Source organism: Fundidesulfovibrio soli (assembly GCF_022808695.1).
GTDB classification, from domain to species: Bacteria; Desulfobacterota; Desulfovibrionia; order Desulfovibrionales; family Desulfovibrionaceae; genus Fundidesulfovibrio; species Fundidesulfovibrio soli.
Map to the genome: position 1 here is coordinate 152,375 of NZ_JAKZKW010000004.1, position 24,527 is coordinate 176,901.

Consider the following 24,527-nt stretch of genomic DNA (forward strand, 5'->3'; position numbering starts at 1 on the left):
CGGGCGCCCCAGGCGGGCTAGGCCGCCAGGGCCCGCCGCCCGCCGCCGTTGCCGGATAGCTCGTCGATGACCGCCTTGAGCGCCTCGGCCTGGGCCGCCAGCGCCTCCACGGCCTGGGCCGCCTCATGGGCGGACTGGGCGGTTTCTGAAGATTGCTCGTTGATGTCGCCGAGGGCGCGGTTGATCTCCTCCCCGGCGGCGGATTGCTCCTCGGCCGCCGTGGCGATGGAGGTGACGCCCTGGCTGGCCTGGGAGACGAAGCCCACGATAGCCGCAAGCGCGGCCCCGGACCGTCCGGCCAACTCCGTGGCCTCCTGGATGCGCTCAACGGCCTTGCCCACGCCCTGCACGCTGGCCTCGGTGCCCTGCAGCACGCCCTGGATGGTCTGCTCCACCTGCCGGGTGGCGTTCATGGTCTTCTCCGCCAGCTTGCGCACCTCGTCGGCCACCACCGCGAAGCCCCTGCCCGCCTCGCCCGCGCGGGCCGCCTCGATTGCGGCGTTGAGGGCCAGCAGGTTGGTCTGGTCCGCGATGTCCGAGATGACTCCCATGATGGAGCCGATCTCGCCCGCCCGTGCGCCAAGTTCGGCCATGCGCTGCTTGAGCTCCAGAGAGTCGGCGTTGGCCTTGGCGATGCTCTCCACCACCTCGTCAACGGCCCTGGCCCCGTTCTCGGCCTCTTCGCGGGCCCTGTCGGAGGACGCCGCAGCGGAGGAGGCGCTCTGGGCCACCTCCAGCACGGTGGCGCTCATCTGGCCCATGGCCGCGGCCGTCTCGCCGATGCGCCGTGCCTGCACCTGCGCGGAGCGCCCCGTCTGGATGGCCTGGGCGGAGAGCTGCCGCGTGGCGGCGGTGACCTCGTTGACCACGCCCTCAAGGCGCTGCGCCGCCACGGCCATGCCCTCGGCCTTGGCCCTCTCGGCCTCCGCGGTGGCCTCTTCGGCCCTGCGCGCGGCCTCGGTGGCCAGGGCCGCCTCACGCGCGGCCTTGTCCATGGCCGCCTGGGCCGCCCCGATCTGCTCCTTGAGGGCCACGACCATCCTGCCCAATGAGGAGGCCAGCACCCCGAGTTCGTCCTTCCTGGCTATCTCCAGCTTCCGGTCCAGCGCACCCGAGGCAACCTCGCCGGCGAAATCCACCACCCGGCCCAGGGTGGAAGTGATGTCGCGCATGATGAGCCAGCCCACGCCCAGGCTGAGCCCGGAGGCCACGACCCAGAGCGCGAGGCTCAGCAGAAGGCCCGCGCGCGCCTCCCGCAACAGCTCCGCGCCGAGCCCGGCCAGATTGCGGGCGGCTGCCGTTTCCACCTCAAGCAAGGCGTCGATGCGCGCCGTGGAGGCAGCGAACCAGGCCTTGGGGTCGCCTTCGAGCTTGGGCTTGTCCGCGCTTTCCAGCGCGGCCTTGCGGAAACCCTCCACCGGGGGCAGCGCCGGCAGCGCCTTGGTCCGATAGGCCTCGACCACGGCTGGGTCCGCCAGAGCCAGGAACAGGCCGAGATACTCCTCCTGTCCGGCCATGCGGCTGATCCAGCCTTTGTACAATTCCTTGCCGAAGGTCCCGGCGCTCAGCGCGCCGTTGAGGGTGGCCCGCTCCTGACCGGCGAACTCCTTGCCGCGCAACAGGGCCAGATAGGCCATGGCCTGGCCGTAGAGCCGCCCGTCGTCGCAGCGTTTGAGCATGGGCAGGGCGCCGTCCAGGCTGGCGGCGATCAATCCCGTGTAGGACGCGATCAGGGCCGGCGGGGCCAGCTCCAGGCCATCCACCTTGCGCCGCAGATCGCCCAGTCCGCGCAGGCCGCTCACGGCCGAAGCCAGCGCGGCGCCGAGCCCGGCCTGCGGATGCCCGGCCTCGAACCTTGCCAATGCGGATTCGAAGCGTCCCTGCGCCTCGTTGCTGAGCTTGCGCTGCGCCGACAGCTCGGGACCGAAATTGGCGCCCTTGCTGCCCACGAACCCCGAGGACATGCCGCGCTCCTTCTGGAGCTCGTGGGCCAGCCCGCCGATGGTCACCAGCACGTCCATCATGGACGAGAGCTGGTCCACCGAGCGGGCGGTGCGGTATCTTTCATAGGTGACTGCGCCCGAAAAGGCCGACATGACAGCGAGGGGCAAGAGCAACAGAACAAGCAGCTTCGTCTTGATGCGTACGTCAACGAACATGGACACTTCCTTCAGGCCGGTACAGCTCACCTTTTGAACGTATCGGCACCGTTTTCCATGTCCCATGGGCACTGTCAACGCCCGGCTTGTCGAGGGGATATTTTGCAATTCCCAATGACGCGAAAAGCCGCCCCGGTTTCCCGGAGCGGCTTTCTTTGCAGGGTGTAGGCCCTTTAAGCCTGCTTCTCGGCCTTGGGCTTTTTGATCTTGGCCGCGCCCTGGTAGAAGATCATGCTCTTCTCGCCGGCGGCGGGCTTGGTCACGGGGTACATGGTCATGCACTGGGTCGGGCAGCTCTCGACGCACACGGCGCAGTACACGCAGGCGAAGGAGTCGCAGGTCCAGGTGCGGTTCTTCACGTCCACCGTGATGCACTGGCTGGGGCACTTCTTGGCGCAGGTGGAGCAGAAGATGCACTCCTCCACGTTGATGTCCAGGGTGCCCCTGAAGCGCTCGAAGGGCTCCCGGGTTACGAAGGGGTAGAGCCTCGTGGAGGATTTCCCCATGAGGTTCTTCAGCACGTTTCGCGTCATTTCGAACATGGCTCGGGCTCCTTCTTAGCGCTCGGTGCAGGAGATGCACGGGTCGATTGACAGCACGATGATCGGCACGTCGGCCAGATCGCACCCCGGCAGCATGGCCAGAAGCGGCGGGATGTTGGCGAATGTCGGAGTGCGGATCCTGACCCGCTCCAGGAACTTCGAACCGTTACCCTTGATGTAATAGAAGAGCTCGCCGCGGGGCTGCTCCACGCGGCGCCAGACCTCGCCCTCGGGCTTGGCCTTGAACTTGGCGGCCAGCTCGCCGTCGGGCAGCTTGGCCAGGACCTGGCGCACCAGGTCGCAGGAGGTGTAGACCTCGCGGAAGCGCACCACGCAGCGGGCGTAGGAGTCGCCGTCGTGCTCCACCACGGGCTCGAAGTCGAGCTGCCCGTAGGCGGCGTAGCCGGTCATGCGCACGTCCTGCGCCCAGCCGGAGCCGCGCAGCATGGGGCCCACGGCGCCCAGCTGATGAGCCTGCTCCTTGGTGAGCACGCCCTTGCCGCAGCAGCGGCTCTTCACGGTGTAGTCGTTCAGCAGGGTCTTCTCCAGCTGACGCACTTCGGCCTCGATCTTGTCGATTTCGGCAAGGATCCAGGTCTTCTGCTCGCCGGTGATGTCCTTGCGGACGCCGCCCACGATGTTGGTGGAGATGACCACGCGGTTCCCCGCGGTGGCTTCCATCAGGTCCATGGAGCGCTCGCGGATGCGCCACAGCTGCATGAACAGGGACTCGAAGCCGAAGCCGTCGGCGAAGAGGCCCAGCCAGAGGAGGTGCGAGTGGATACGATGGATCTCGGACCACATCACGCGCAGGAAGTGCGCGCGCTGGGGCACCTCGATCTTCATCATCTCCTCCACGGCCTCGCAGAAGTTCAGCGCGTGGATGCAGGAGCAGATGCCGCAGACCCGCTCAACGATGTTGACCATCTGGTTGTAGTCGCGGATGTCGGTGAGCTTCTCCAGGCCGCGGTGCACGTAGCCCAGGTTGGGGAGAGCCTCGACCACCTTTTCCTCTTCCACCACCAGTTTCAGATGGATGGGCTCGGGCAGCACCGGATGCTGGGGACCGAAGGGAAGTATAGTGCGCATGGGCTAGGCCTCCTCCTTGACCTTTTCTTTCTTGGCGAAAGTAAAGGTGCAGAACGGGCTCTTCACCACTTCGGGCTCCAGGTAGAGCGTACAGCCGAAGTCGATGACGATGTTTTGGAAGTTGACGCCGAACTGGTCCTTGATCTCGTTCTCCGCCAGCAGCGCCGCGAAGTACACCCCTGAGATGGAGGGCACGGGATCGGCCTTGGGAACGTTGAGGCGCAGGTGCGAGACCTGGAGATCCTTGTCGAAGTGATACAGCACGTCGAAGGTGGAGTCGGTCTTGATTTCCACCGCGGAGATGCCCACGAGGCGCAGTCCCGCGTCGAAGCGGGTCTGGCACTCGGGGATCAGGGTGTCCACCGTGACGGCCTGTTCGTTGGCAAGCATGTTCGATACCTCTCTGGGCTGCGGTTAGCCGGCTGCTTCCAGCTTTGCCTTGACCTTCTCCAGGGCAAGGACAACGCCGTCGATGATGGCCTCGGGCTTGGGGGGGCAGCCGCGGACGTACACGTCCACGGGCAGCACCTTGTCCACGCCGCCGACCACGTTGTAGGCCTCGCGGAACACGCCGCCGGTCAGCCCGCACGCGCCCATGGCGATGACGGCCTTGGGCTCGGGCATCTGGTCGTAGATGTTCTTGAGCACGTGCTTGTTGCGGTGGTTCACCGTGCCGGTGACCAGCAGAACGTCGGCGTGCTTGGGGTCGCCGATGTTGAGGATGCCGAAGCGCTCCACGTCGTAGATGGGGGTGAGGCAGGCCAACACTTCGATGTCGCAGCCGTTGCAGGAGCCGCAGTCGAAATGAACGACCCAGGGCGACTTCAGCCGGCCCTTGTTGATCCAGTCTTTGAGCATGCTCATGGATATTCTCCCGGTGACGAAGGATTAGCCGGCGTACAGCCAGAGGAGGTTCAGCACCGACAGGGCCAGCCCCCAGCACCACACGCTCTGGAGCATCCACTTCCAGGTCATGCGGGCGGTGACGTTGTCGATGACCAACTCGGCGAAGTACGTGACCACGAGCAGGATGATCATGCCCGGGGCGCTCGTGGCCCAGAACAGGCCGACCAGGCCGAGGATGAACACCACGTCGTACCAGTGGGCGATCTCGATGATGGCCAGCTGGGGCCCGGAATACTCCGTCAGCACGCCGCGAACCAGCTCCTGGTGGGCATGGTGGCAGGCGGAGATGTCGAAGGGCGACTTGCGCAGCTTGATCGTCAGCGCATAGCCGAGCACGATGAACATCAGCGGCAGCTGATAGAGCAGCGGCTTGCCGTAGGCGAACACCTCGCTGACCTTGAAGCTGCCCGTGACCATGGCGATGGACACGAACACCAGGATGATCAGCGGCTCATAGGTGAGCATGGTGATCAGCTCGCGCTGGGCGCCCACCTGGGCGTAGGGCGACTGGGTGGAGAGCGCGCCCATGACGAAGAACACCGCGCCGATGGTCATCACGAAGAAGATGAGCAGCAGGTCGGAGCCCATGAAGAACAGGAACACCGTGAGCATGGAGCTGAGCAGGTAGACCCACACGGTGAGGATCTGCCAGGGGTTCATCATCATGGGCGCTTTGCCCAGGAGTTTGAACACGTCGTAGAATGGCTGCAGGATCGGGGGGCCGAAGCGCGACTGCAGACGGGCGGTGATCTTGCGGTCGATACCGGCGATCAGGCCGCCCACGATCGGGGCCAGGAACACCGCCAAGGTGGCGAGCAGGAGCTTACCCATTAGATCACCCCTCCCAGCAGAAGGCCCAGCATGACCGCGAGCAGCACGCCGGAGACCATGTTGATCGGCCCGGTGAGGCGTTCCTCGCCGAAGAGCCAGGTCAGGTAGAAGTTGGAGGCCTGGTAGCCAACGTTGGCTCCCGCCGTGCTCACGAAGGCCTTGTCGTCGCCGGTGGACTGGGCGCCGCAGAGGTAGGGGCCCACGCAATCGGCGGCTTCAACCTTGCGGGCCTGCTTCCAGGCGAAGTAGAAGCCCACGCCCAGCACCAGGAACAGGGGGTAGATGTAGAACACGCCCTGCTGGTTCACGAAGTTGAAGGCGTCGAGCACGAAGCCCGCGGCCTTGTGGGAGCTGCGCACCGCGGGTTCGATCAGCCCGCCGTAGAGGAAGGGCACGAACAGCGAGAGCAGAACGGCGCCGGCGGCCAGCAGCACCAGGGGACCGCGAACGGTGCCGGGCTGCGGTTCGGCCGGGATGCCCTTGGGGTACGGGGTGGAGAGCAGGATGCCGGCCCAGCGCGCCCAGAACATCACGGTCAGGCCGGAGCCCAGGGCGAGCATCACGGTCACGGGCATGTACTTCATGGCGGCCGCGCTTTCGATGGCCATCCACTTGCCCATCAGCACGCCGAAGGGGGGCAGCAGCATGGTCACGACGCCGATCAGGGCCACGATGGTGGTCTTGGGCATGATCATGTACAGGCCGCGCATGTTCTCCAGGTCGCGGGAGTGGATCTTCTGCTCGATGGTGCCCACGCACAGGAACATGAGCGCCTTGGACACCGCGTGGAAGATGATGATCACGATGGCCGCGGTGATGGCCGCCGGGGTGTTGATGCCCGCGCAGGCGATGATCAGGCCCAGGTTGGCGATGGTGGAGTAGGCCAGCACTTTCTTGGCGTTGGACTGCCCCACGGCCAGGGCCGAAGTGGTCAGGAAGGTGAAGGCGCCGAACATGGCCAGCGTGCCCGAGAGCATGGTGCCCGAGTAGGCCGGGGCCAGGCGCAGCACCAGGTACACGCCCGCCTTGACCATGGTGGAGGAGTGCAGCAGCGCGGAGACGGGCGTGGGGGCGACCATGGCGCCCGTCAGCCAGCTCTGGAACGGCACCTGGGCCGACTTGGTGATGCCCGCGTAGCAGAGCATGAACAGCGGGATCAGTGCGGCCGCGCCCGCGGCGGAGAACCCGGGCTTGAGCAGCTCGCTCAGGTAGAGGCCGGTGCCGGTCTTCTGCAGGAAGATCAGCGCGAAGACGAAGGCCACGCCGCCGGTCATGTTCATCCACAGGGCGCGGGTGGCGTTCTTCACGGAGGTCTCGTCCCCGTCATGGGAGATGAGCATGAAGGAGCAGAAGGTCGTCACTTCCCAGAAGAAGTAGAGCCACATCAGGCTGTTGGCCAGGACCAGGCCGTTCATGGCGCCGAGGAAGGCCACGAGGTAGAAGAAGAAGCGGGGCTGCTTCGTGCGGGCGAGGTGGAGGTGATCCTCGTGGGCGGGCATGTAGCCCAGGGCGTACACGCAAATGAGCGAGCCCACGATGGAGATGACCAGCACCATGATCATCGACAGGCTGTCGGCGAACATGGCGGGGGCGGCCTTGGCCGCGCCGTGGTCCATCATGAAGAATTCAAGATAGATGAGCCCGACGATCTGGATCGCTGTGAGAGCGGCGACCAGAGGGTTCTTGAGCTTGGTCATGGCGATGACCAGGATGACGAACAACAGGGCGAAGTCGAGCAGCGTAATCAAACCGTCCAGGCTGATGCCCAGGATGCTTTTGGGTGCGTACTCGAACGCGCCCTGCCCGACCAGGGCCAGGGACGCCGCGGCCAGGACCACCGCGGTTCCGACCACGATCAGGCCTCTGGAGCCCTTGTCCCGAAGCAGCAAGAGAGCGATTGCTGCCAGGAACGGGAGCACCACGGTCGCGAAAACCAAGATGTCCATATTCACCTCACGTTAGGTTGTGTCGAGTCAGTCTCCTCGCCTCGAAATCTCTGCGCCTTTTCCTCCACCTCCCACGATGTGCGTTATGATACACCGCCGGCCCCCCGGCCGGCCGTCAACTCCCGAGTCTGGATTTTGATATTGGGCGTAAGTCTTAAGGAATTGGAACATTCCGGTCAAGCCGGACCGGATTTCCAGGCCGCACGCCCTTTTCGCGCCCCCCGCTGGCGAATTGTTTTTACGGCCCGGCATAAGCGGTCGCAATCGCCCGGTGAACGGTAAGATTTCCTCGGTAAACGGCGGCGGATTTTTCCGTGTCAGAATGACACAATGAAGAAGTTCTTCGGAAGTGTTCCAGGTTCTTTGCTTGTGCGGAAAAAAACGTTACCAGACGGCTCGAACGCATGGAAAATGTTTCCTTTCGGCTCGGGGCTTCCAGGAGAGATGCGTAATGGACGATTACAGGTCGACGTTCAGGGTCGAAGTTGACGAGAGCTACGTCCTGGAACTCGCGGTTTGGCTGCGCAGAAGCGCCGGCATGGGCCACCTGCATCTGAAAGACCTGGGCGACCCCAAGATGATCCAGGGCAACCCGCCATTGCCCCGCATCGACGACATCTCGGCCAACGGCATGTGCCTCTCCTTCCGCTCCGAGAATCCGGTGCCCACGGAGAAGTTCAACGGCGTGGCCGTGCTGGTCTATTTCAAGCTTGTGGACCCCATGGACGTCATGGGCGAGCCCCTGAGCTTCTTCACGGGCTACGAAGTGCAGTTCTCCCAGCATCACGGCGCCCGCAACTATCTGGGCCTCAGGCTCCACTGGGACGGCGTGCCCGACCAGAACGACAAGGCCGTATCCTTCGTGGACGCCACCAAGTACGGCATCGCCGACCTGACCAAGTGGTGCGACGACATGAACCGCAAGGCCCTGGGCCAGCACCACCGCCCCCCCAGCGGCCTGCGCCTGGAACGCCTGATGCGCGAGTTGGAGATCATCCGCGCCGCCCGCCTCGCCAAGGAGGCCAAGGACGGCCAGCACAAGGTCTGACGGGCGCCGGCCCGCGCCAGGGCCTGAACGATCCCCGGCCTTCCCGTCACGCGCCCAGTGCGGGTCCCGCCCGATTTGCAGCCACGAAAAAAGCCCCTCCCGGACTGGCCGGGAGGGGCTTTCGCAATTCTCGCCTTGGTGCGGGCCGATCAGCCGCCCTTCTTCATGCCTTCCTCAAGCTCCTCCATGGAGGGCTGCACGTTGGAGGGGATGGCCCGCCGCGCGTACTCCACGGCCAGGATGGGGGCCAGCCCGATGGAGTAGCCCATCAGCGCGGACTTGACCACCTTGAGCCGGGCCTGCTTGGCCGCGGCCTGGTGCTCCAGCAGGGAGCCCATGGGGCCGACGAAGCCGTAGCAGAGCAGCACGCCCAGGAAGGTGCCGACCAGGGCCGCCGCGATGTGTTTGCCGAGCACCTCGGGGGGCTGGTTGATGTCGCCCATGGTGATGACGATGCCCAGCACCGCCGCCACGATGCCCAGGCCCGGCAGGGAGTCCGCGATCTTGCTCACGGAGGCCGCGGGCATGTTGTCGTGGTGTTTGCGGGTGGAGATGTCGGTGTCCATGATGGCTTCGTAGTGGTGCTGCTCGATGTTGCCCGCGATGACGATCTTCAGGTTGTCGCAGATGAAGTTGAGCACGGTCTTGTTCTTGGAGACCGAGGCGTAGCGGCGGAACACTTCGGAATCCGCGGGCCGATTGACGTGCGCGTCCAGGGCCACGGCGCCGGAGCGGCGGGCCAGCTGGAACAGCTCGTACATCAGGGAGAGCAGCTCCAGGTAGAAGGCCTTGGAGTCCTCCTTGGCCGTGAAGATCTGGGGGATGTGCTTGAGCACGTCGATGGCGGTGCTCATGGGCGCGGAAATGAAGAACGCGCCGAAAGCCGCCCCGCCGATGGTCAGGAACTCGTAAGGCTGGACGAGCACGATCAGCTGACCGTGCGAAAGCACGTAGCCGCCGATGACGCTGCCCAGGACAACGACAATGCCTATGATGGCGTTCATGGTGTGCCCGGTCCTCCAGGCGGATATTCTTATGATTCAGGGCTGGTACGGCTTGCCCGCCCCAGGCAGCAGCCTCGCCCGGCAGGAGAGGGTTTGCTCCGGCCGGAGCAAATTCCCCTGAAGAGGTCGCGAAGTCAAGCGGCTCTGACGCCCGGACCGCCGGGTGGATTTGGTCCGCAAGCCTCATGGTTCCTTGCCTGAGAGGGAAACATCCAATTTTTTTCGTCCTCTTCCTTGACAAACGGCCGTACGTGTCGATTTTTTGCGCTCAAGGGTATTGGCATTTCCCCTGAATTGCCCTATTACGCTGCCGTCGTTAGCACTCGCCCTCGTCGAGTGCTAGCAAAGACGCAAAAACGCACATTCCACCGGAGGTTTATCCGCTATGAAGCTCAAACCCCTCAACGACCGCGTTCTCGTGAAGCGCCTCGAAGAAGAACTGGTGACCAAGGGCGGCATCATCATCCCCGATTCCGCCAAAGAGAAGCCCATGCGCGGCGAAGTCATCGCCGTGGGCCCCGGCAAGCTCGCCGACGACGGCAAGCGCACCAAGCTCGCCGTCGAGAAGGGCGAGAAGGTCCTCTTCAACAAGTACGCCGGCACCGAGCTGAAGATCGACGGCGAAGAGTTCCTGATGATGCGCGAGGACGACATCCTGGCCGTCATCGACTAAGTTTCCGCTTCCTCCGAACCACTCATCCTCAAGAAGGAGACACATATGTCCGCCAAAGAGATTCTTTACGACGCCAAGGCCCGCGAGAAGCTGAAGAGGGGCGTTGACAAGCTCGCCAACGCCGTGAAGGTGACCCTGGGCCCCAAGGGCCGCAACGTCGTGATCGAGAAGAGCTTCGGCTCCCCGATCATCACCAAGGACGGCGTCACCGTCGCCAAGGAAGTCGAACTTGAGGACAAGTTCGAGAACATGGGCGCCCAGATGGTGAAGGAAGTCGCCTCCAAGACCTCCGACGTCGCCGGCGACGGCACCACCACCGCCACCATCCTGGCCCAGGCCGTGTTCAACGAGGGCGTGAAGCTCGTGGCCGCCGGCCGCAACCCCATGGCCATCAAGCGCGGCATCGACAAGGCCGTCGAGGCCCTGGTGGCTGAGCTGGGCGTGCTCGCCAAGCCCACCCGCGACCAGAAGGAGATCGCCCAGGTCGGCACCATCTCCGCCAACTCCGACGCCACCATCGGCAACATCATCGCCGAGGCCATGAACAAGGTCGGCAAGGAAGGCGTGATCACGGTCGAGGAGGCCAAGGGCCTGGAGACCACCCTGGACGTCGTCGAGGGCATGCAGTTCGACCGCGGCTACCTCTCCCCCTATTTCGTCACCGACCCCGAGAAGATGGTCGTCGAGCTGGATGACCCCTTCATCCTGATCAACGAGAAGAAGGTCTCCTCCATGAAGGACCTTCTGCCCGTGCTCGAGCAGGTCGCCAAGATGGCCAAGCCCCTGCTGATCGTCGCCGAGGACGTCGAGGGCGAAGCCCTGGCCACCCTGGTGGTCAACAAGCTGCGCGGCACCCTGCAGGTCTGCGCCGTGAAGGCCCCCGGCTTCGGCGAGCGCCGCAAGGCCATGCTCCAGGACATCGCCATCCTCACCGGCGGCCAGGCCGTCTCCGAGGACCTGGGCATCAAGCTGGAGAGCCTGGGCCTGAACGACCTTGGCCGCGCCAAGCGCGTCATCATCGACAAGGACAACACCACCATCATCGACGGCGCCGGCGACAACGAGACCATCAAGGCTCGTGTGAAGCAGATCCGCGCCCAGATCGAAGAGACCACCTCCTCCTACGATCGTGAGAAGCTCCAGGAGCGCCTGGCCAAGATCGTCGGCGGCGTCGCCGTGATCAACGTCGGTGCGGCCACCGAGACCGAGATGAAGGAGAAGAAGGCCCGCGTCGAGGACGCCCTGAACGCCACCCGCGCGGCCGTCGAAGAGGGCATCGTCCCCGGCGGCGGCGTGGCCCTGGTGCGCAGCCTGACCGCTCTGGACAAGGTCAAGGCCGTTGACGACGACGAAACCGCCGGCATCGAGATCGTGCGCCGCGCCTGCGAGGCTCCCCTGCGCCAGATCTCCGGCAACGCCGGGTTCGAAGGCTCCATCGTGGTGGCCAAGGTGCGCGACGGCAAGGAAGGCTACGGCTTCAACGCCGCCACCGGCGAGTACGAAGACCTGATCAAGGCCGGCGTCATCGACCCCAAGAAGGTCACCCGCATCGCCCTGCAGAACGCCGCTTCCGTCTCCGGCCTGCTGCTCACCACCGAGTGCGCCATCGCCGAGAAGCCCGAAGCCAAGAAGGACGCCCCCGCCATGCCCGGCGGCATGGGCGGCATGGGCGGCATGTACTAGACTACGCCCTGTCCCAGCATTGACGAGGCCCCGGACCGCAAGGTCCGGGGCCTTTTTTCGTTTCAGGCCCCGGGGATCCCAGGAAGCATCAGGCAGGCGGCCGCGAGCACCTCCGGGCTGGTGAAGTCGGCGCTGCGCAGGCTGGTGCTCACCGCCGCCACGCTCATGGCGGCCGCGTACGCCGGGGCGGCCCCCGGGAAGCGCAGGAGCAGGTCAGCCTCCAGGTGCGGGCAGATATAGTGGATGCAGCGGGGCGACTTGAACAGCAGCAGGGTGCAGCCCCGCTCGGCGAGATAGGCGCAATGGTCGGACGTGTGCGTCAGCCCCTCATGCCTGGACCAGGCGTCCTCGCTTCTCTGCAGCCCCTCGATGGAGGCCGCCAGCTGCATGGCCAGCCCGGAGGGGCGCCCGATCATGAAATCGGCCAGGGAATGGACGCGGTAATGCGCGGCGTTGCAGCATCCCACGGGAGGGCGCCCGCAATTCCCCGCGCAGAAGGCCTTGCCGGTGCGCTCCTGCACGGCCTCCAGCTGCCGGGTGTAGAGCGAATAGCCGATCACCGCGCGCCTGTGCTCCAGGCCGAGCCGGCCGAGGTGGCCGCTCAGGCATTCCACCTGCTCGCAGACCTGCCCCTGGTTCAGAAACGGGTAGTCCAGCGGCGCGAGGCAGTCCATGTCCCCGTCGATAAAGGCCTGGGATGCGGGCTTGAGCGAGCGCAGCCAGCCGGAGGCGGGCATGGCCTAGGACCCGGCCAGGGAACGCGCGCGGGCTGGCTCGTCTGCCGGGCAAGGAGGCGAAACAGTGGAGGGAATGGGGAAAACAGCCGGTGCGGGCATGGCGCATCTCCTGGGCTGACGTGTCAGGGTCGGTCCGAACATTCCGCCAGGACACGCGGCTCCCGGATGATTGCGCGGCCTTTCAGGCCTGCTCCCTTCTGCGTAGCCCAACCGTCCTGGGAATACAATCTCCCGGAGTCCAGGCCCAGGCAGATCAGGCAGCCCAAGCCCTCCTACTTTCGGGGAACATCCTGCGGTGACAACTCTATTGCGCCCATTTGTTGCGTTGCCCACCCTGATAGCTTATGGTTGTTAACGATAATCCCGGCCCCACTCCAACGCGGAATTCGCCATGACCAAGACGCCCGCCCCGCTCCGCCTGATCGTACTGCCGCTGGCCTGCTGCGCGGCCGTCTGCGCCTGCCTGCTGCTCTCCCCGGCGCGGGCCGCGGAGACGCTGGACCTCAACGCCCTGGTGGGCGAGGCCCTGAAGAACAATCCCGAGCTGAGCGCCGGACAGCATCGCGTGACCTCCGCCCGGCACCGCATCCCCCAGGCCAAGGCCCTGCCCGACCCCTCGGTCTCCGCCGGGTACACCAACACTGGGCTGTCCCAGTACACCTTCGGGAATTCCTACGACGCGCTGTGGGCTTTCGGCGTCTCCCAGACCGTGCCCTTCCCGGGCAAGCTCGTGCAGAAGGGCCGCGTGGCCGAAAAGGAAATGGAGACGCTGGGGCTGCAGCTGCACGCCCTGCGTCTGAGCACCGTCGCCCGGGTCAAGGAGCTCTACTACGACCTGTTCACGGCGCACCGCACCATCGAGATCCTCGAGGACAAGGCCAAGCTGCTGGAACAGGTGGAGAAGGCCGCCCTGGCCCGCTACGCCTCCGGCCTGGGCGACCAGCGCGACGCCGTGATGGCCCAGACCGAAAAGTACATGCTCGCGGAGAAGGAGCAGATGGTCCGCCAGCGCCTCTCCACCCTGGAGGGCATGCTCAACTCCGTGCTCGGGCGCGAGGTGAATTCCCCCCTGGCCAAGCCCGCCGAGCCCTCCAAGGCGCCCTATAAGCGCAGCCTGGAGGATCTGCTGGTCAAGGCATCCTTCGACTCCCCCGACACCAAGGCCCGGATGAAGAAGGTGGAGCGGGCTGAAGCCAAAGTCTCTCAATCCAAGGCCGAGTTCGTGCCGGACGTGACCCTCTCGGCCGGCTACTCCCAGAAGGGCTGGAAGGTCGCGCAGGAGCCCCAGGCGGTCACCGGCCCGGACGGTTCGGAGCTCCTTGGCCCGGCCGGCATCAAGCAGAAGTGGCAGGACATGTGGAGCGCGGGCGTCTCCGTGACGGTGCCGCTGTACTTCTTCGTCAAGCAGGCCGAAGGGCTCAAGGAGTCCCGGGCGGACCTGGCCGAGTCCCGCTACGACCTGGAGGCGGGCAAAAACCTCGTGGCCGCAGCCATCCGCGAGAACTACGCCGCCCTGCAGTCCGCCGAGAAGCTGAGCGAACTGTTCGCCAGCGGCACCCTGCCCAAGACCCGGCAGGACTTCCAGCTTGCGGCCGCAAGCTACGCCGGGGGCAAGGGCGACATCTACGCAGTGGTCGCCCGGCTCAAGTCCTTGCTGGACTATGAGGCGCAGTACTGGATTCAGCTGGCCGAGAAGCAGAAGGCCATCGCCCGGCTGGAGAGCCTGGCGGGCTTCTCCGACGGCCTGAACATCCCCAAACCATTGGACGACAACGGCGGCTCCGCCAAGGAATCGCCGAAGGAAGCCGCCTCGGGCGCGCACAGCGCCCAGGCCAAACCGAAGTGAGGTCGAACATGAAATCGAACCGGTTGATCCTCTCACTCGCCGCAGCCTCCCTGATCGCCCTGGGCGGCGTGGCGCAGGCGCAGATGTCGCACGGCGGGCACGGCGGCCCGGGCCACCAGATGACCCCCGAGCAGATGAAGGCCATGACCCCGCAGGAGATCCGCCAGATGACCCCGGCGGAGATCCACAACATGCCCCCCGAGCTCATGCGCCACATGACACCAGACCAGATCCGCCAGATGACTCCGCAGCAGATGGAGCAGATGACCCCGGAACAGATGAAGATGATGTCGCCCGAGCAGATGCAGGCCATGCCCGCCAGCCATGGCCAGCACGGGGCCCACGGGCAGGCCCAGCCTGGCCAGCCCGGCCAGATGAAGGAGATGACGCCCGAGGAGATGATGAAGATGAACCAGGGCCAGCAATAGCTGCCGGAACCACAAGGCGCGGGGGAGACACATGCGGGCGTTGCCATCCACAGCGGGACCTACGTTGAAGCACATGCTGCTGGCGGCCTGCCTGGCCGCCGCGCTGGCGTTGCCGGGCGGCGCCCTGGCCCAGGCTCCGGGCCAGCCGGCCGGTCAGGGCTCCATGGCCGGGATGGACCACTCCGGCCACGGCGCTCCGGCGGCTCCGGCGCAGCAGCAGGGGCACGCCGGGCATCCCGCCCCGGCCCCAGCCCCAGCCCCAGCCATGGACCACTCCGGCCACGGGGCGCCTGCCGCGCCCACGGGGCATGAAGGCCACGGCGCGACGGCCCCGTCCTCCGCGCCCATGCCCCCCATGGCCATGCTCACGCCCGAGCAGGCCAAGCTCATCGGCGTCACCGTCACCCAGGCGGCCACGCGCCCCTTCAAGGCCATCATCCGGGCCACGGGCCGCGTGGCCCCGGACGAGACCCGCCTGGCCACCGTGACCACCAAGGCCGAAGGCTACGTGGAGCGCCTGATGGTGGACCACACCGGCCAGCCGGTCAAAAAGGGTCAGCCCCTGCTGGCCATCTACAGCCCCGAGGTCTACGCCACGCAGCTCGAGTACCTGAACCTGCTGCGCTGGCGCAGCGCCCAGCCCAAGGCCGCCCCAGAGGGCGGGGGCGAATACGCGGCCATGCTCGCAAACGACAGCCAGGCCCTGCTCGCCGCCGCCAGGCAGCGCCTGGCCCTGCTGGACGCGGGCGGCCTGGCCGCACAGCTGGAGAAGAACGGCAAGCCCTCGCGCGACTATGTGCTCGTAAGCCCCGTGGACGGCTACGTGATCTCCCGCCAGGCCACCCTGGGCATGCAGGTGGCCCCGGGCGAGAAGCTCTACGACCTGGCCGACCTGAGCACCGTGTGGGTGCTGGCCGACGTCTACGAGGAGAACCTGCCCTATTTCAAGGAAGGCCAGACCGCGCTGATCACCCTCACGGGCGTTTCCGGCCCGCCCCTCACGGCCAAGGTGGCCCAGATCTACCCTGTGATCGCCGCCGACACCCGCACGGCCAAGGTGCGCTTCGTGCTGCCCAACCCCAAGGGGCTGCTGCGCCCCGAGATGTACGCCGAAATCCAGATGGGCACCGACCTGGGCCAGCGCCTGGCCGTGCCCGAGTCGGCCATCATCGACACGGGCGTGCGCAAGGTGGTCTATTACGAGTCCAGCCCCAACAACTTCGAGCCCCAGGACGTGACCACGGGCATCCGCTCCGGCGGCTTCGTGGAGATCCTCTCCGGGCTGTCCCCCGGCACCAAGGTGGCCACCTCCGCCAGCTTCCTCCTGGACGCCGAAACGCGCCTGAAGAGCAGCGGGGGCGGCGGCGAGCATCACCATTAGCCCGGGGCAGCCATGATCATACAGAGCATCATCGGATTTTCGGGCCGCAACAGGCTCGTGGTGGCCATCATGTGCGCCACGTTGGGCCTGTGGGGCGTGTGGGCCATGCGCAACGCGCCCCTGGACGCCATCCCGGACCTCTCCGACCCCCAGGTCATCGTCTACACCGAGTGGCAGGGCCGCAGCCCCGACCTGGTGGAGGACCAGGTGACCTACCCCATCGTCACCTCGCTGCTGGCCGCGCCTGGCGTTCAGGCGGTGCGCGGCTTCTCCTTCCTGGGTTCGTCCTTCATCTACGTGATCTTCAAGGAAGGCACGGACATCTACTGGGCGCGCTCGCGGGTGCTGGAATACCTGCAATCGGTGCGCGCCAAGATACCGGCGGACGTGAACCCCGTGCTCGGGCCCGACGCCACCAGCCTGGGCTGGGGCTTCTCCTACGCGCTGGTGGACACCTCGGGGCAGCTCGACCTCTCCCAGCTGCGCTCCCTGCAGGACTGGAACGTCAAGCTGGCCCTGGAGAGCGTGCCCGGCGTCTCCGAGGTGGCCTCGCTGGGCGGCTTCGTGCGCCAGTACCAGATCACCGTGGACCCGGGGCGGCTCTTCAGCTACGGCCTGCCCCTGCAGAAGGTGCTGGAGGCCGTGCGCCTCTCCAACAACGACGTGGAAGGCCGCGTGGTGGAGATGTCCGGCACGGAGTACATGGTGCGCGGGCGCGGCTACGTGAAAAGCCTCGCGGACCTGGAGAACGTCTCCGTGGGCACGGACAACCGGGGCACTCCCGTGTTCCTCAAGGACGTGGCCCGGGTGAGCCTGGGGCCCGAGATGCGCCGGGGCCTGGCCGACCTGGACGGCCGCGGCGAGGTGGCGGGCGGCATCGTGGTGGTGCGCTTCGGGGAGAACGTGCTCTCCGTCATCGACAGGGTGAAGGCCAAGATCGCCGAGGTCGCGCCCTCGCTGCCCCCGGGCGTGAAGTTCGAGGTCACCTACGACCGCTCCGACCTGATCCACCGGGCCATCTCCACACTCACGGAGGAGATCGTCAAACTCACCGTGGCCGTGAGCGCCGTGTGCGTGGTCTTCCTGTTCCACCTGCCCAGCGCCCTGGTCATCATCCTGACCCTGCCGCTGGCCATCGTCATCTCCTTCATCTGCATGAACGCCCTGGGCGTGACCTCCAACATCATGAGCCTCTCCGGCATCGCCATCGCCATCGGCGCCATGGTGGACGCCGCCATCATCATGGTGGAGAACGCCCACAAGAAGCTTGAGGACTGGGAACACGCGGGCAGGCCCGGCTCCCGCGTGGAGGTCATCCTGGAGGCCGCGCAGGAGGTGGGGCCATCGCTGTTCTTCTCCCTGCTGGTGATCACGGTGGGCTTCCTGCCCGTGTTCACGCTCCAGGGCCAGGCCGGGCGGCTGTTCAAGCCCCTGGCCTACACCAAGACCTTCGCCATGCTCTTCTCGGCCTTCCTGGCCGTGACGCTCACGCCCATGCTCATGACGCTCTTCATCCGGGGCAAGGTGCGCCCGGAGGACAAGAACCCCCTGAGCCACGTGCTGCGCCTGCTCTACCACCCGTTCGTGATCCTGGCGCTGCGCTTCAAGAAGACCATGATCCTGCTGGCCGTGCTGGTCATGGCGGCCACTGTCTGGCCCGTGATGCGCCTTGGCTCGGAGTTCATGCCCCCGCTCTACGAGGGCACCCTCTTCTACATGCCCGTGACCATGCCCGGCATCTCCATCGCCGAGGCCGGGAGGCTCCTCAAGCTGCAGGACTCCATCCTGGCCTCGGTGCCCGAGGTGGCCCAGGTGTTCGGCAAGGCCGGGCGCGCCGGGACCGCCACGGACCCCGCGCCCATGGAGATGTTCGAGACGGTCATCAACTTGAAGCCTGAAGCGCAGTGGCGCCCGGGCATGAACGTGGAGAAGCTCAAGGCCGAGCTGGACGCCCGGCTGCAGATCCCCGGGGTGGTCAACGCCTTCACCATGCCCATCAAGGCCCGCATCGACATGCTCTCCACGGGCATCCGCACCCCGGTGGGCATCAAGATCCTGGGGCCGGACCTGGCCGAGATCGAAAAGATCGGCACCAGGCTGGAGGAGGTGGTCAAGCAGGTGCCCCACACCCGCTCCGTCTTCGCGGACAAGGTCAACACCGGCTACTACCTGGACATCAGCGTGAAGCGCCAGGCCGCCGCCCGCTACGGGCTCACCGTGGCCGACGTGCAGGACATCGTCGAATCCGCCATCGGCGGGCGCAACCTGACCACCGTGATCCTGGGCCGGGAGCGCTACCCCGTGAACGTGCGCTACCCGCGCGAGCTGCGCCAGGACGTGGAGACCATCAGGGCCCTGCTGGTGCCGGTGCAGGGCTCCGGCCCGGGCGGGGAGGAAGCCGGGCCGAGGATGGGGGTGCCGCCCGCGCCCCGCCGGATGCTGCAGGTGCCCCTGGGCGAACTGGCCAACATCAAGGTGACCAACGGCCCCTCCATGATCAAGAGCGAGGGGGGCATGCCCACGGCCTACGTCTACATCGACTTCTCCGGCACGGACGTGGGCGGCTACGTGAACAGCCTGAAGAAGGCCGTGGCGGAAAACGTGCAGCCGCAGATGCCGGCCGGATACCGGCTGGTCTGGAGCGGCGAGTACGAGAACATGGTCAGCACCCAGGAGCGGCTGGAGATGGTCATCCCGCTGACCATCTTCATCATCTTCATGCTGCTCTACATCAACACCAAGTCCCTGGCCTCCACCTGCATCGTGCTGCTGGCCGTGCCCTTCTCCCTGGTGGGTTCGTTCTGGCTGCTCTACCTGCTCGGCTACAACATGAGCATCGCCGTGTGGGTGGGCATCATCGCCCTGGCGGGCCTGGACGCCGAAACGGGCGTGGTCATGCTGCTGTACCTGCAGCTGGCCTACAAGCAGTGGCAGGACGAGGGCAGGCTCAAGACCCAGGCGGACCTGCGCGAGGCCGTGGAGCACGGCGCCGTGAAGCGCATCCGCCCCAAGATCATGACCGTGGCCGTGATCCTGGCGGGCCTGCTTCCGGTGATGTTCTCCACGGGCGCGGGCTCGGACGTGATGAAGCGCATCGCCGCGCCCATGATCGGCGGCGTGGTGACCTCCACCATCCTGGAGTTGCTCCTGTATCCGGCCATCTTCGCGCTCTGGAAGGGCCGGGGGCTGGCAAAGCGGTAGCGCCGCCGAGGTGGCGCTCCCCCTCCACCCTGGACAGACTCGACAATACATGATGAATATTGCCGCCTTGGATTACAGCAGCTGATTCCAGGCGGACCATTCGTTGCCTCAGCGCCTCGCCGGGCTCCGAAGACCCGGACAGACTGAAGGCGCAACCGCCCGCTGGCGTTCGGTTTCCGGCCGGTTCAGAACGGCCGGACCTGCGCGGTCCCGCCCTCGCTGCCTGCCGTCACCCCGGTGTCCATCGGCGCCCGGGCGAAGGCCGCTTCCGAATGCCCTCTCACGCCTAATGCCGTGAGCCGAGTGGCCTGACTTGCTAATGATACGACAGCAGCAGCCGATTCCACTATTGGTGCCGGTGATTTCGTACCGCTCCATCGTGCACCGTTGATCCATATTGCTTTCTGCAACATCATGCCTTTCGTATCTCAGGGGGGAATAAGATGCGTTGGAAGGATGTAAGGATCCAATGGAAGTTCGCTATTGGTTTCGGTGCCGTGCTCCTCTTCATGCTCACCGCGAGCCTGATCTCAATCACAGGCGTCAACTCGATCGTTGACGACGCCAAGATCGTCATCGTGGGCAACAAGCTGAGGGGGGAATTCACACAGAGGATCGTCGACCACCTGAACTGGGCGAGCAAGCTCAGCGAGTTCCTGAACAGCTCCAAGGCCACCACGCTCGAGGTGCAGATCAACCCGCGACAGTGCGCCTTCGGCAAATGGTATTACGGCGATGGCCGCACGGAGGCCGAACGGCTCGTGCCCGGCGTCGCTCCCCTGCTGGCGGACATCGAGCGCTACCACGACGGGCTGCACCGCTCCGCGGGCACCATCAAGGAGAAGTTCGTCCCCGTGAACCCGGAGCTCGGCGGGTTCCTGCGCGACAAGCTGGGGGATCACCTGAAGTGGTCCAACGCCGTGCTCAAGGCCCTGGCCGACGAGAACAGCCGCAAGGCCGAGGTGGAGTCCGACCCGCACAAGTGCGGGCTCGGCAGGTGGCTCTACTCCGACGAGATGGCCGGGCTCAGGCAGGCCGACCCCGAGTTCGACAAGCAGATCGCCGCGGTCTACGGCCCGCACGAGCGCCTGCATGAGAGCGTGGTCCGCATCAACGCCCTTCTGGGCGAGGGCCGCCACGGAGACGCGAAGAAATATTTCCACGACGTCACGGAAAAGGAGGCGGGCCTCGCCCTGGCATCCCTCACCGGCGTCATCGGCTGGCACAACGCCCGGATGCTCACAGCCGAGGAGGCCAAGAAGGTCTACTCCTCGGAGACCATCCCCAACCTCGTCAAGGTCCAGGAACTCCTGGACAAGACCAAGCAGACCATCAGCGACCACATCATGACCGACCAGGCCATGCTGGAGGCCGCCGCGCACACGCGCACGACAATCATCGCGGCCACGGCCGTGGCCCTGCCGCTGGCCATCGCGCTGGCGGTGCTGCTGGCCCGGGGCATCGTGGGCCCGGTGCGGAAGGGCGTGGCCTTCGCCCAGCGCATGGCCGCGGGCGACATGAGCCAGGACCTGGACGTGGACCAGAAGGATGAGATCGGCATGCTCGCCGCCGCCCTGCGCGAGATGACCGGGCGCTTGAGCGAAGTCATGAGCGAGGTGGTGGAGGGCGCGGGCAACGTGGCCTCGGGCGCGCAGGAGCTCTCGGCCACCTCGGAGACGCTCTCCCAGGGGGCCTCGCAGCAGGCCGCCAGCGTGGAGGAGGTGTCCTCCTCCATGGACGAGATGGCCTCCAACATCCAGCACAACGCGGAGAACGCCGCGCAGACCGAGGCCCTGGCCCTGAAGGCCGCGCAGGATGCCGAGGCCGGGGGGCAGGCCGTGGCCATGACCGTGGGGGCCATGAAACAGATCGCGGAAAAAATCTCCATCATCGAGGAGATCTCGCGCCAGACCAACCTCCTGGCGCTCAACGCCGCCATCGAGGCGGCCCGCGCGGGCGAGCACGGCAAGGGCTTCGCGGTGGTGGCGGCCGAGGTGCGCAAGCTCGCCGAGCGTTCGGGCCGCGCGGCGACGGAGATATCGGCCCTCTCCGCCGATTCCGTGGCCGTGGCGGACAAGGCGGGGAAGATGCTCAAGGAGATCGTGCCGGACATCCGCAGGACGGCCGCGCTCATCCAGGAGATCTCCGCCGCCTCCCGCGAACAGAACAGCGGGGCGGGCCAGATCAACCAGGCCGTGCAGCAGCTGGACCAGGTCGTCCAGCAGAACGCCTCCGCCTCTGAGGAGATGGCCTCCACGGCGGAGGAACTCTCCAGCCAGGCCGAGCAGCTGCTCTCCACCGTGAGCTTCTTCAAGCTGAAGGACGGCGGCGGGGCAGCCTCCCGGCCTGCTCGCGCCCTGCCTGGCGGCGCCTGGACCCCGCGCAAGGGGTCAGGGTCGGGGTCAGGAACTTGAACTGTGGCGCGCGGCGAACACGCGTTTGAACAGCAGTCCCTTCACATGAACGGCTTGACGGCCCGGGGAACGCGATCGCGCGCCCCGGGCCGGACCTGCCGTTCTAGCCGAACACCTCGGCGTGCCAAAAGGCGTCGGGATTGCGGAACCAGGCCGCGAACTCCTCGCTGTCGAAGATGCGCAGCTGCTTCAAGTCCACGCCGTAGCGCCTGAACAGCGCCAGCAGCTCACGGAGGCACTCTTCGTCCACCTCGGCCCGGTCCACCGAGATGTAGAGCGTATCGCCGCTCCCGGATCCTCCCTCCACGCACTCGATCCTGTCCAGCCACTCGAAGAAGGCTTCTTCATCCCCGGGCGAATAATAGGTCACGTTGCGGGCCTGAAGTTCCACGATATCGGCGTCATCCATCGGCTGCCTCCAGGTAAGGTTGAGGGGTCGGCCCCTTAGGCGGCCTGACCCTCCATCCGTCAGGTGGGATTCCGTGTCAAATTCCAGCGGGCTTGGCGTTCATCACGCCAAAATGCGTCAGGGGGGGTGATCTCGGCATGGCATATTCCGAACAGTGATGCGGAATAATATTAACCAGACCTCGAAACCTGTTACCCAGGTTGTTACCCGGATGGTAGCAGGCCATAAAAGACAAGCCCGGACCAACAAGGCCGGGCTTTCGCCGTAATTCCAAGCAATTTTGGACTTCGCTGGACTTGCTTGGAAGTCCATGTGGCGGAGGGAGAGGGATTCGAACCCCCGGAGGGGTCTCCCCCTCAATGGTTTTCAAGACCACCGCCTTAAACCGCTCGGCCATCCCTCCGCGCCGTGGGCCAAGTGTCTACACGTCCTGGAGGTCCGGGGCAAGGGGCGGCTGCGGGCCGGAAAGCCCCATGTCCGTCAGTTCGCGCAATTGGGCCTGCGTGAGCGAGGCGAACGCGAGCCCCATGCCCGGCGCGGCGCGCTTGCCGCCCCAGGGCACCCGCCAGACCACGCGGGAGGGTATGGGCGTGCGGTCGTTCAGGTCGGGGAAGACGAGCCAGACCAGCGCCCCTTCCTCGGGCGGCGCCGGCGCGAACACGGAACACCCGGCCAAAGCCACGCGCAGCGTCACGGACTTGCCGCACGCCTCTTCCGGGCTGCTCCTTGAGGGGCAGATCATCACGGCAAGATTGAGGGGCACGCCATGCGCCAGAGGGGACGCCGAGGACTTGGCGCAGCCGCACTGACTGACGATGAACTCCTTCAAACTGGCCTTGCCGCGGATGGCCTCCCCGCAGGAGACTCCCGCAATGTCGCCCGTGGCCGGGTCCAGCCTCACGCGGATCACCGGGAGGCGCTCCTCCAGCCTGAAGAGCTCTCGCTTGTCGTAGGTCCGGTCGCGCATCAGGGTGTGCATGTCCACCACGACGCCCTGGTAGGTAGATGTCTGGATGCGCTCCTTCACGCTGCGGGGCGAGTCCACCACGTCCACCTGGACGTCTGGCCCTCCGATGGCGAGCAGGTAGCCCCGCCTGGCGGGTCCCTCCTCGGAGACGAGCAACACCCGAATGCTCATGGAACTACTCTGGCCCCTGCCGCGCCATAGCGCCTAAAGACCGAGGCGCTTGCCCTTCTGCTCGATGAGCTTCTTGGCCCGCACCGTCAGGGTGGTGATCTCAGGCTTGGACACCTGGTCGTCCGCGCCCACGGACTGGCCCTTGTGGAAGAGCTTGTCGTTGATGAGCGAGGAGAACAGGATCACGGGGATGTCGCGCAGCACGGGGTCTTCCTTGATGCGCTTGCAGAGGTTGTGGCCGTCCATGGCGGGCATCTCGATGTCGGAGACCACCAGGTTGAGCATGGCCAGGATGTCCAACCCGCGATCCGCAGCTTCCTTCTTGATGGTCAGCAGGCGTTCCCAGGCGTTCTGGCCGTTGATGTCCTGCTCGACCTCGTACCCGTCGCGGGTCAGGGTGCTGACGATGAGCTTGCGGATGGAGCTGGAGTCATCCACCACCAGGGCGCGGTACTGGAAGCCCTCGCCGGACTCCACGCGGGAGTCGGCGTCGGGGTCTTCGCGCATGGCCAGGCTGGGGTTGAGGTCCCAGATGATGCGCTCCATGTCGAGCAGGAGCACGATGCGGTCCTCGAACTTGATGACCCCGGTGAAGCTGTTGGAGGAGAAGCTGGCCACGTAGCCGCTGGGCGGCTCCACCTGCTCCCAGCTCAGGCGGTGGATGCGCGTGACGCCGGATACCAGGAAGGCGTTGGTGATGTTGTTGAACTCCGAGACGATGACCTTGGCGTTGTCCGTCTCCACCATGGTCTTGCCCAGCCAGACCGACAGGTCGATGAGCGGGATGATGCGCGAGCGCAGGTTGAAGGTGCCCTCCACGGATGGGTGGGGCGTGCTCGGCAGCTTGGTGACCTTGGGCTTGCGGATGATCTCAAGCACCTTGGCCACGTTCACGCCGAAATGGCTGCGGTAGGTCGCGCCGTCCTCGCCCACTTCGTCGATGTAGAATTCGACGATCTCCAGCTCGTTGGTCCCGGATTCGAGAAGAATGTTGGTCTGGCTCATGTCCTGCCCTGGGAAATGTGGTGCGAAATGATGCCACATGGGCATAAACCGCTTCAGTTCAAGCCACATACCCGATGTGTTACAAAC

General features: G+C 65.8%; 20 protein-coding genes and 1 tRNA gene. 8 read left to right on the plus strand and 13 right to left on the minus strand.

What is annotated here, in order from left to right:
• Positions 1 to 17 precede the first annotated feature (17 nt).
• The 7 genes from MLE18_RS06905 to MLE18_RS06935 all read right to left on the minus strand — a co-directional run bounded on the left by MLE18_RS06905 (position 18) and on the right by MLE18_RS06935 (position 7,473).
• Positions 18 to 2,159 (minus strand): methyl-accepting chemotaxis protein, encoded by a 2,142-nt coding sequence (locus MLE18_RS06905; RefSeq protein WP_243368629.1) that lies wholly within the window; start codon positions 2,157 to 2,159, stop codon positions 18 to 20.
• A 173-nt stretch (positions 2,160 to 2,332) separates the two neighbouring features.
• A complete protein-coding gene (locus MLE18_RS06910) occupies positions 2,333 to 2,701 on the minus strand; it encodes a 4Fe-4S binding protein (RefSeq protein ID WP_243368631.1) in 369 nt (122 codons plus the stop codon).
• A 15-nt stretch (positions 2,702 to 2,716) separates the two neighbouring features.
• Complete coding sequence (locus tag MLE18_RS06915; protein ID WP_243368633.1) at positions 2,717 to 3,790, minus strand: hydrogenase large subunit; 1,074 nt, start codon at positions 3,788 to 3,790, stop codon at positions 2,717 to 2,719.
• A 3-nt stretch (positions 3,791 to 3,793) separates the two neighbouring features.
• Positions 3,794 to 4,180 carry an NADH-quinone oxidoreductase subunit C gene (locus tag MLE18_RS06920; RefSeq protein WP_243368635.1) on the minus strand — a complete coding sequence of 129 codons (387 nt, stop codon included), beginning with the start codon at positions 4,178 to 4,180 and terminating at the stop codon, positions 3,794 to 3,796.
• 24 nt (positions 4,181 to 4,204) lie between these two features.
• Positions 4,205 to 4,648, minus strand: coding sequence for an NADH-quinone oxidoreductase subunit B family protein (locus tag MLE18_RS06925; protein WP_243368693.1), 444 nt, complete (start codon positions 4,646 to 4,648; stop codon positions 4,205 to 4,207).
• A 30-nt stretch (positions 4,649 to 4,678) separates the two neighbouring features.
• Positions 4,679 to 5,527 (minus strand): respiratory chain complex I subunit 1 family protein, encoded by an 849-nt coding sequence (locus MLE18_RS06930; RefSeq protein ID WP_243368637.1) that lies wholly within the window; start codon positions 5,525 to 5,527, stop codon positions 4,679 to 4,681.
• On the minus strand, positions 5,527 to 7,473 hold the full coding sequence (locus MLE18_RS06935; protein WP_243368639.1) for an NADH-quinone oxidoreductase subunit 5 family protein: 1,947 nt from the start codon (positions 7,471 to 7,473) through the stop codon (positions 5,527 to 5,529). The genes MLE18_RS06930 and MLE18_RS06935 overlap by 1 nt, the downstream gene beginning before the upstream one ends.
• Before the next feature lie 451 nt (positions 7,474 to 7,924).
• On the opposite strand from MLE18_RS06935, the gene MLE18_RS06940 reads away from it, so the two are divergent.
• On the plus strand, positions 7,925 to 8,521 hold the full coding sequence (locus tag MLE18_RS06940) for a hypothetical protein (protein ID WP_243368641.1): 597 nt from the start codon (positions 7,925 to 7,927) through the stop codon (positions 8,519 to 8,521).
• Between the two features lie 149 nt (positions 8,522 to 8,670).
• Here MLE18_RS06940 and motA read toward each other — a convergent pair whose 3' ends face one another.
• The gene (gene motA, locus MLE18_RS06945; protein ID WP_243368643.1) at positions 8,671 to 9,525 is read right to left on the minus strand and encodes a flagellar motor stator protein MotA; all 855 of its coding nucleotides are present in this window, start codon (positions 9,523 to 9,525) and stop codon (positions 8,671 to 8,673) included.
• A gap of 385 nt (positions 9,526 to 9,910) precedes the next feature.
• Between motA and groES the strand changes: the two genes are divergently transcribed.
• Positions 9,911 to 10,198: a co-chaperone GroES gene (gene groES, locus MLE18_RS06950; protein WP_243368645.1), complete on the plus strand. Its 288-nt coding sequence runs from the start codon at positions 9,911 to 9,913 to the stop codon at positions 10,196 to 10,198.
• Between the two features lie 45 nt (positions 10,199 to 10,243).
• The gene (gene groL / locus MLE18_RS06955; protein ID WP_243368647.1) at positions 10,244 to 11,881 is read left to right on the plus strand and encodes a chaperonin GroEL; all 1,638 of its coding nucleotides are present in this window, start codon (positions 10,244 to 10,246) and stop codon (positions 11,879 to 11,881) included.
• Positions 11,882 to 11,943: 62 nt separating this feature from the next.
• Here the strand turns inward: groL and MLE18_RS06960 are convergent, their stop codons facing one another.
• Positions 11,944 to 12,618, minus strand: a complete 675-nt coding sequence (locus MLE18_RS06960) for a hypothetical protein (protein ID WP_243368649.1) — start codon at positions 12,616 to 12,618, stop codon at positions 11,944 to 11,946.
• A 391-nt stretch (positions 12,619 to 13,009) separates the two neighbouring features.
• Between MLE18_RS06960 and MLE18_RS06965 the strand changes: the two genes are divergently transcribed.
• The 5 genes from MLE18_RS06965 (at position 13,010) to MLE18_RS06985 (ending at position 21,888) form a co-directional block, all read left to right on the plus strand.
• A complete protein-coding gene (locus MLE18_RS06965; RefSeq protein ID WP_243368651.1) occupies positions 13,010 to 14,464 on the plus strand; it encodes a TolC family protein in 1,455 nt (484 codons plus the stop codon).
• 8 nt (positions 14,465 to 14,472) lie between these two features.
• Complete coding sequence (locus MLE18_RS06970; protein ID WP_243368653.1) at positions 14,473 to 14,892, plus strand: hypothetical protein; 420 nt, start codon at positions 14,473 to 14,475, stop codon at positions 14,890 to 14,892.
• A gap of 73 nt (positions 14,893 to 14,965) precedes the next feature.
• On the plus strand, positions 14,966 to 16,273 hold the full coding sequence (locus MLE18_RS06975; protein ID WP_243368696.1) for an efflux RND transporter periplasmic adaptor subunit: 1,308 nt from the start codon (positions 14,966 to 14,968) through the stop codon (positions 16,271 to 16,273).
• A 12-nt stretch (positions 16,274 to 16,285) separates the two neighbouring features.
• The gene (locus tag MLE18_RS06980) at positions 16,286 to 19,474 is read left to right on the plus strand and encodes an efflux RND transporter permease subunit (protein ID WP_243368655.1); all 3,189 of its coding nucleotides are present in this window, start codon (positions 16,286 to 16,288) and stop codon (positions 19,472 to 19,474) included.
• 443 nt (positions 19,475 to 19,917) lie between these two features.
• Positions 19,918 to 21,888 carry a methyl-accepting chemotaxis protein gene (locus tag MLE18_RS06985; RefSeq protein WP_243368657.1) on the plus strand — a complete coding sequence of 657 codons (1,971 nt, stop codon included), beginning with the start codon at positions 19,918 to 19,920 and terminating at the stop codon, positions 21,886 to 21,888.
• Between the two features lie 103 nt (positions 21,889 to 21,991).
• Here MLE18_RS06985 and MLE18_RS06990 read toward each other — a convergent pair whose 3' ends face one another.
• The 4 genes from MLE18_RS06990 to MLE18_RS07005 all read right to left on the minus strand — a co-directional run bounded on the left by MLE18_RS06990 (position 21,992) and on the right by MLE18_RS07005 (position 24,440).
• Complete coding sequence (locus MLE18_RS06990) at positions 21,992 to 22,297, minus strand: hypothetical protein (protein WP_243368662.1); 306 nt, start codon at positions 22,295 to 22,297, stop codon at positions 21,992 to 21,994.
• 313 nt (positions 22,298 to 22,610) lie between these two features.
• A tRNA-Ser gene (locus MLE18_RS06995) sits at positions 22,611 to 22,700 on the minus strand.
• Between the two features lie 18 nt (positions 22,701 to 22,718).
• Positions 22,719 to 23,435 carry a PilZ domain-containing protein gene (locus tag MLE18_RS07000; RefSeq protein WP_243368664.1) on the minus strand — a complete coding sequence of 239 codons (717 nt, stop codon included), beginning with the start codon at positions 23,433 to 23,435 and terminating at the stop codon, positions 22,719 to 22,721.
• A gap of 33 nt (positions 23,436 to 23,468) precedes the next feature.
• Positions 23,469 to 24,440 (minus strand): chemotaxis protein, encoded by a 972-nt coding sequence (locus MLE18_RS07005; protein WP_243368666.1) that lies wholly within the window; start codon positions 24,438 to 24,440, stop codon positions 23,469 to 23,471.
• Positions 24,441 to 24,527: the final 87 nt, after the last annotated feature.

Coding starts and splice junctions, on each gene's coding strand:
- MLE18_RS06905 (WP_243368629.1), bottom strand. CDS start 2,159: ATGTTCGTTGACGTACGCATCAAGACGAAGCTGCTTGTTCTGTTGCTC.
- MLE18_RS06910 (WP_243368631.1), bottom strand. CDS start 2,701: ATGTTCGAAATGACGCGAAACGTGCTGAAGAACCTCATGGGGAAATCC.
- MLE18_RS06915 (WP_243368633.1), bottom strand. CDS start 3,790: ATGCGCACTATACTTCCCTTCGGTCCCCAGCATCCGGTGCTGCCCGAG.
- MLE18_RS06920 (WP_243368635.1), bottom strand. CDS start 4,180: ATGCTTGCCAACGAACAGGCCGTCACGGTGGACACCCTGATCCCCGAG.
- MLE18_RS06925 (WP_243368693.1), bottom strand. CDS start 4,648: ATGCTCAAAGACTGGATCAACAAGGGCCGGCTGAAGTCGCCCTGGGTC.
- MLE18_RS06930 (WP_243368637.1), bottom strand. CDS start 5,527: ATGGGTAAGCTCCTGCTCGCCACCTTGGCGGTGTTCCTGGCCCCGATC.
- MLE18_RS06935 (WP_243368639.1), bottom strand. CDS start 7,473: ATGGACATCTTGGTTTTCGCGACCGTGGTGCTCCCGTTCCTGGCAGCA.
- MLE18_RS06940 (WP_243368641.1), top strand. CDS start 7,925: ATGGACGATTACAGGTCGACGTTCAGGGTCGAAGTTGACGAGAGCTAC.
- motA (WP_243368643.1), bottom strand. CDS start 9,525: ATGAACGCCATCATAGGCATTGTCGTTGTCCTGGGCAGCGTCATCGGC.
- groES (WP_243368645.1), top strand. CDS start 9,911: ATGAAGCTCAAACCCCTCAACGACCGCGTTCTCGTGAAGCGCCTCGAA.
- groL (WP_243368647.1), top strand. CDS start 10,244: ATGTCCGCCAAAGAGATTCTTTACGACGCCAAGGCCCGCGAGAAGCTG.
- MLE18_RS06960 (WP_243368649.1), bottom strand. CDS start 12,618: ATGCCCGCCTCCGGCTGGCTGCGCTCGCTCAAGCCCGCATCCCAGGCC.
- MLE18_RS06965 (WP_243368651.1), top strand. CDS start 13,010: ATGACCAAGACGCCCGCCCCGCTCCGCCTGATCGTACTGCCGCTGGCC.
- MLE18_RS06970 (WP_243368653.1), top strand. CDS start 14,473: ATGAAATCGAACCGGTTGATCCTCTCACTCGCCGCAGCCTCCCTGATC.
- MLE18_RS06975 (WP_243368696.1), top strand. CDS start 14,966: ATGCTGCTGGCGGCCTGCCTGGCCGCCGCGCTGGCGTTGCCGGGCGGC.
- MLE18_RS06980 (WP_243368655.1), top strand. CDS start 16,286: ATGATCATACAGAGCATCATCGGATTTTCGGGCCGCAACAGGCTCGTG.
- MLE18_RS06985 (WP_243368657.1), top strand. CDS start 19,918: ATGCGTTGGAAGGATGTAAGGATCCAATGGAAGTTCGCTATTGGTTTC.
- MLE18_RS06990 (WP_243368662.1), bottom strand. CDS start 22,297: ATGGATGACGCCGATATCGTGGAACTTCAGGCCCGCAACGTGACCTAT.
- MLE18_RS07000 (WP_243368664.1), bottom strand. CDS start 23,435: ATGAGCATTCGGGTGTTGCTCGTCTCCGAGGAGGGACCCGCCAGGCGG.
- MLE18_RS07005 (WP_243368666.1), bottom strand. CDS start 24,440: ATGAGCCAGACCAACATTCTTCTCGAATCCGGGACCAACGAGCTGGAG.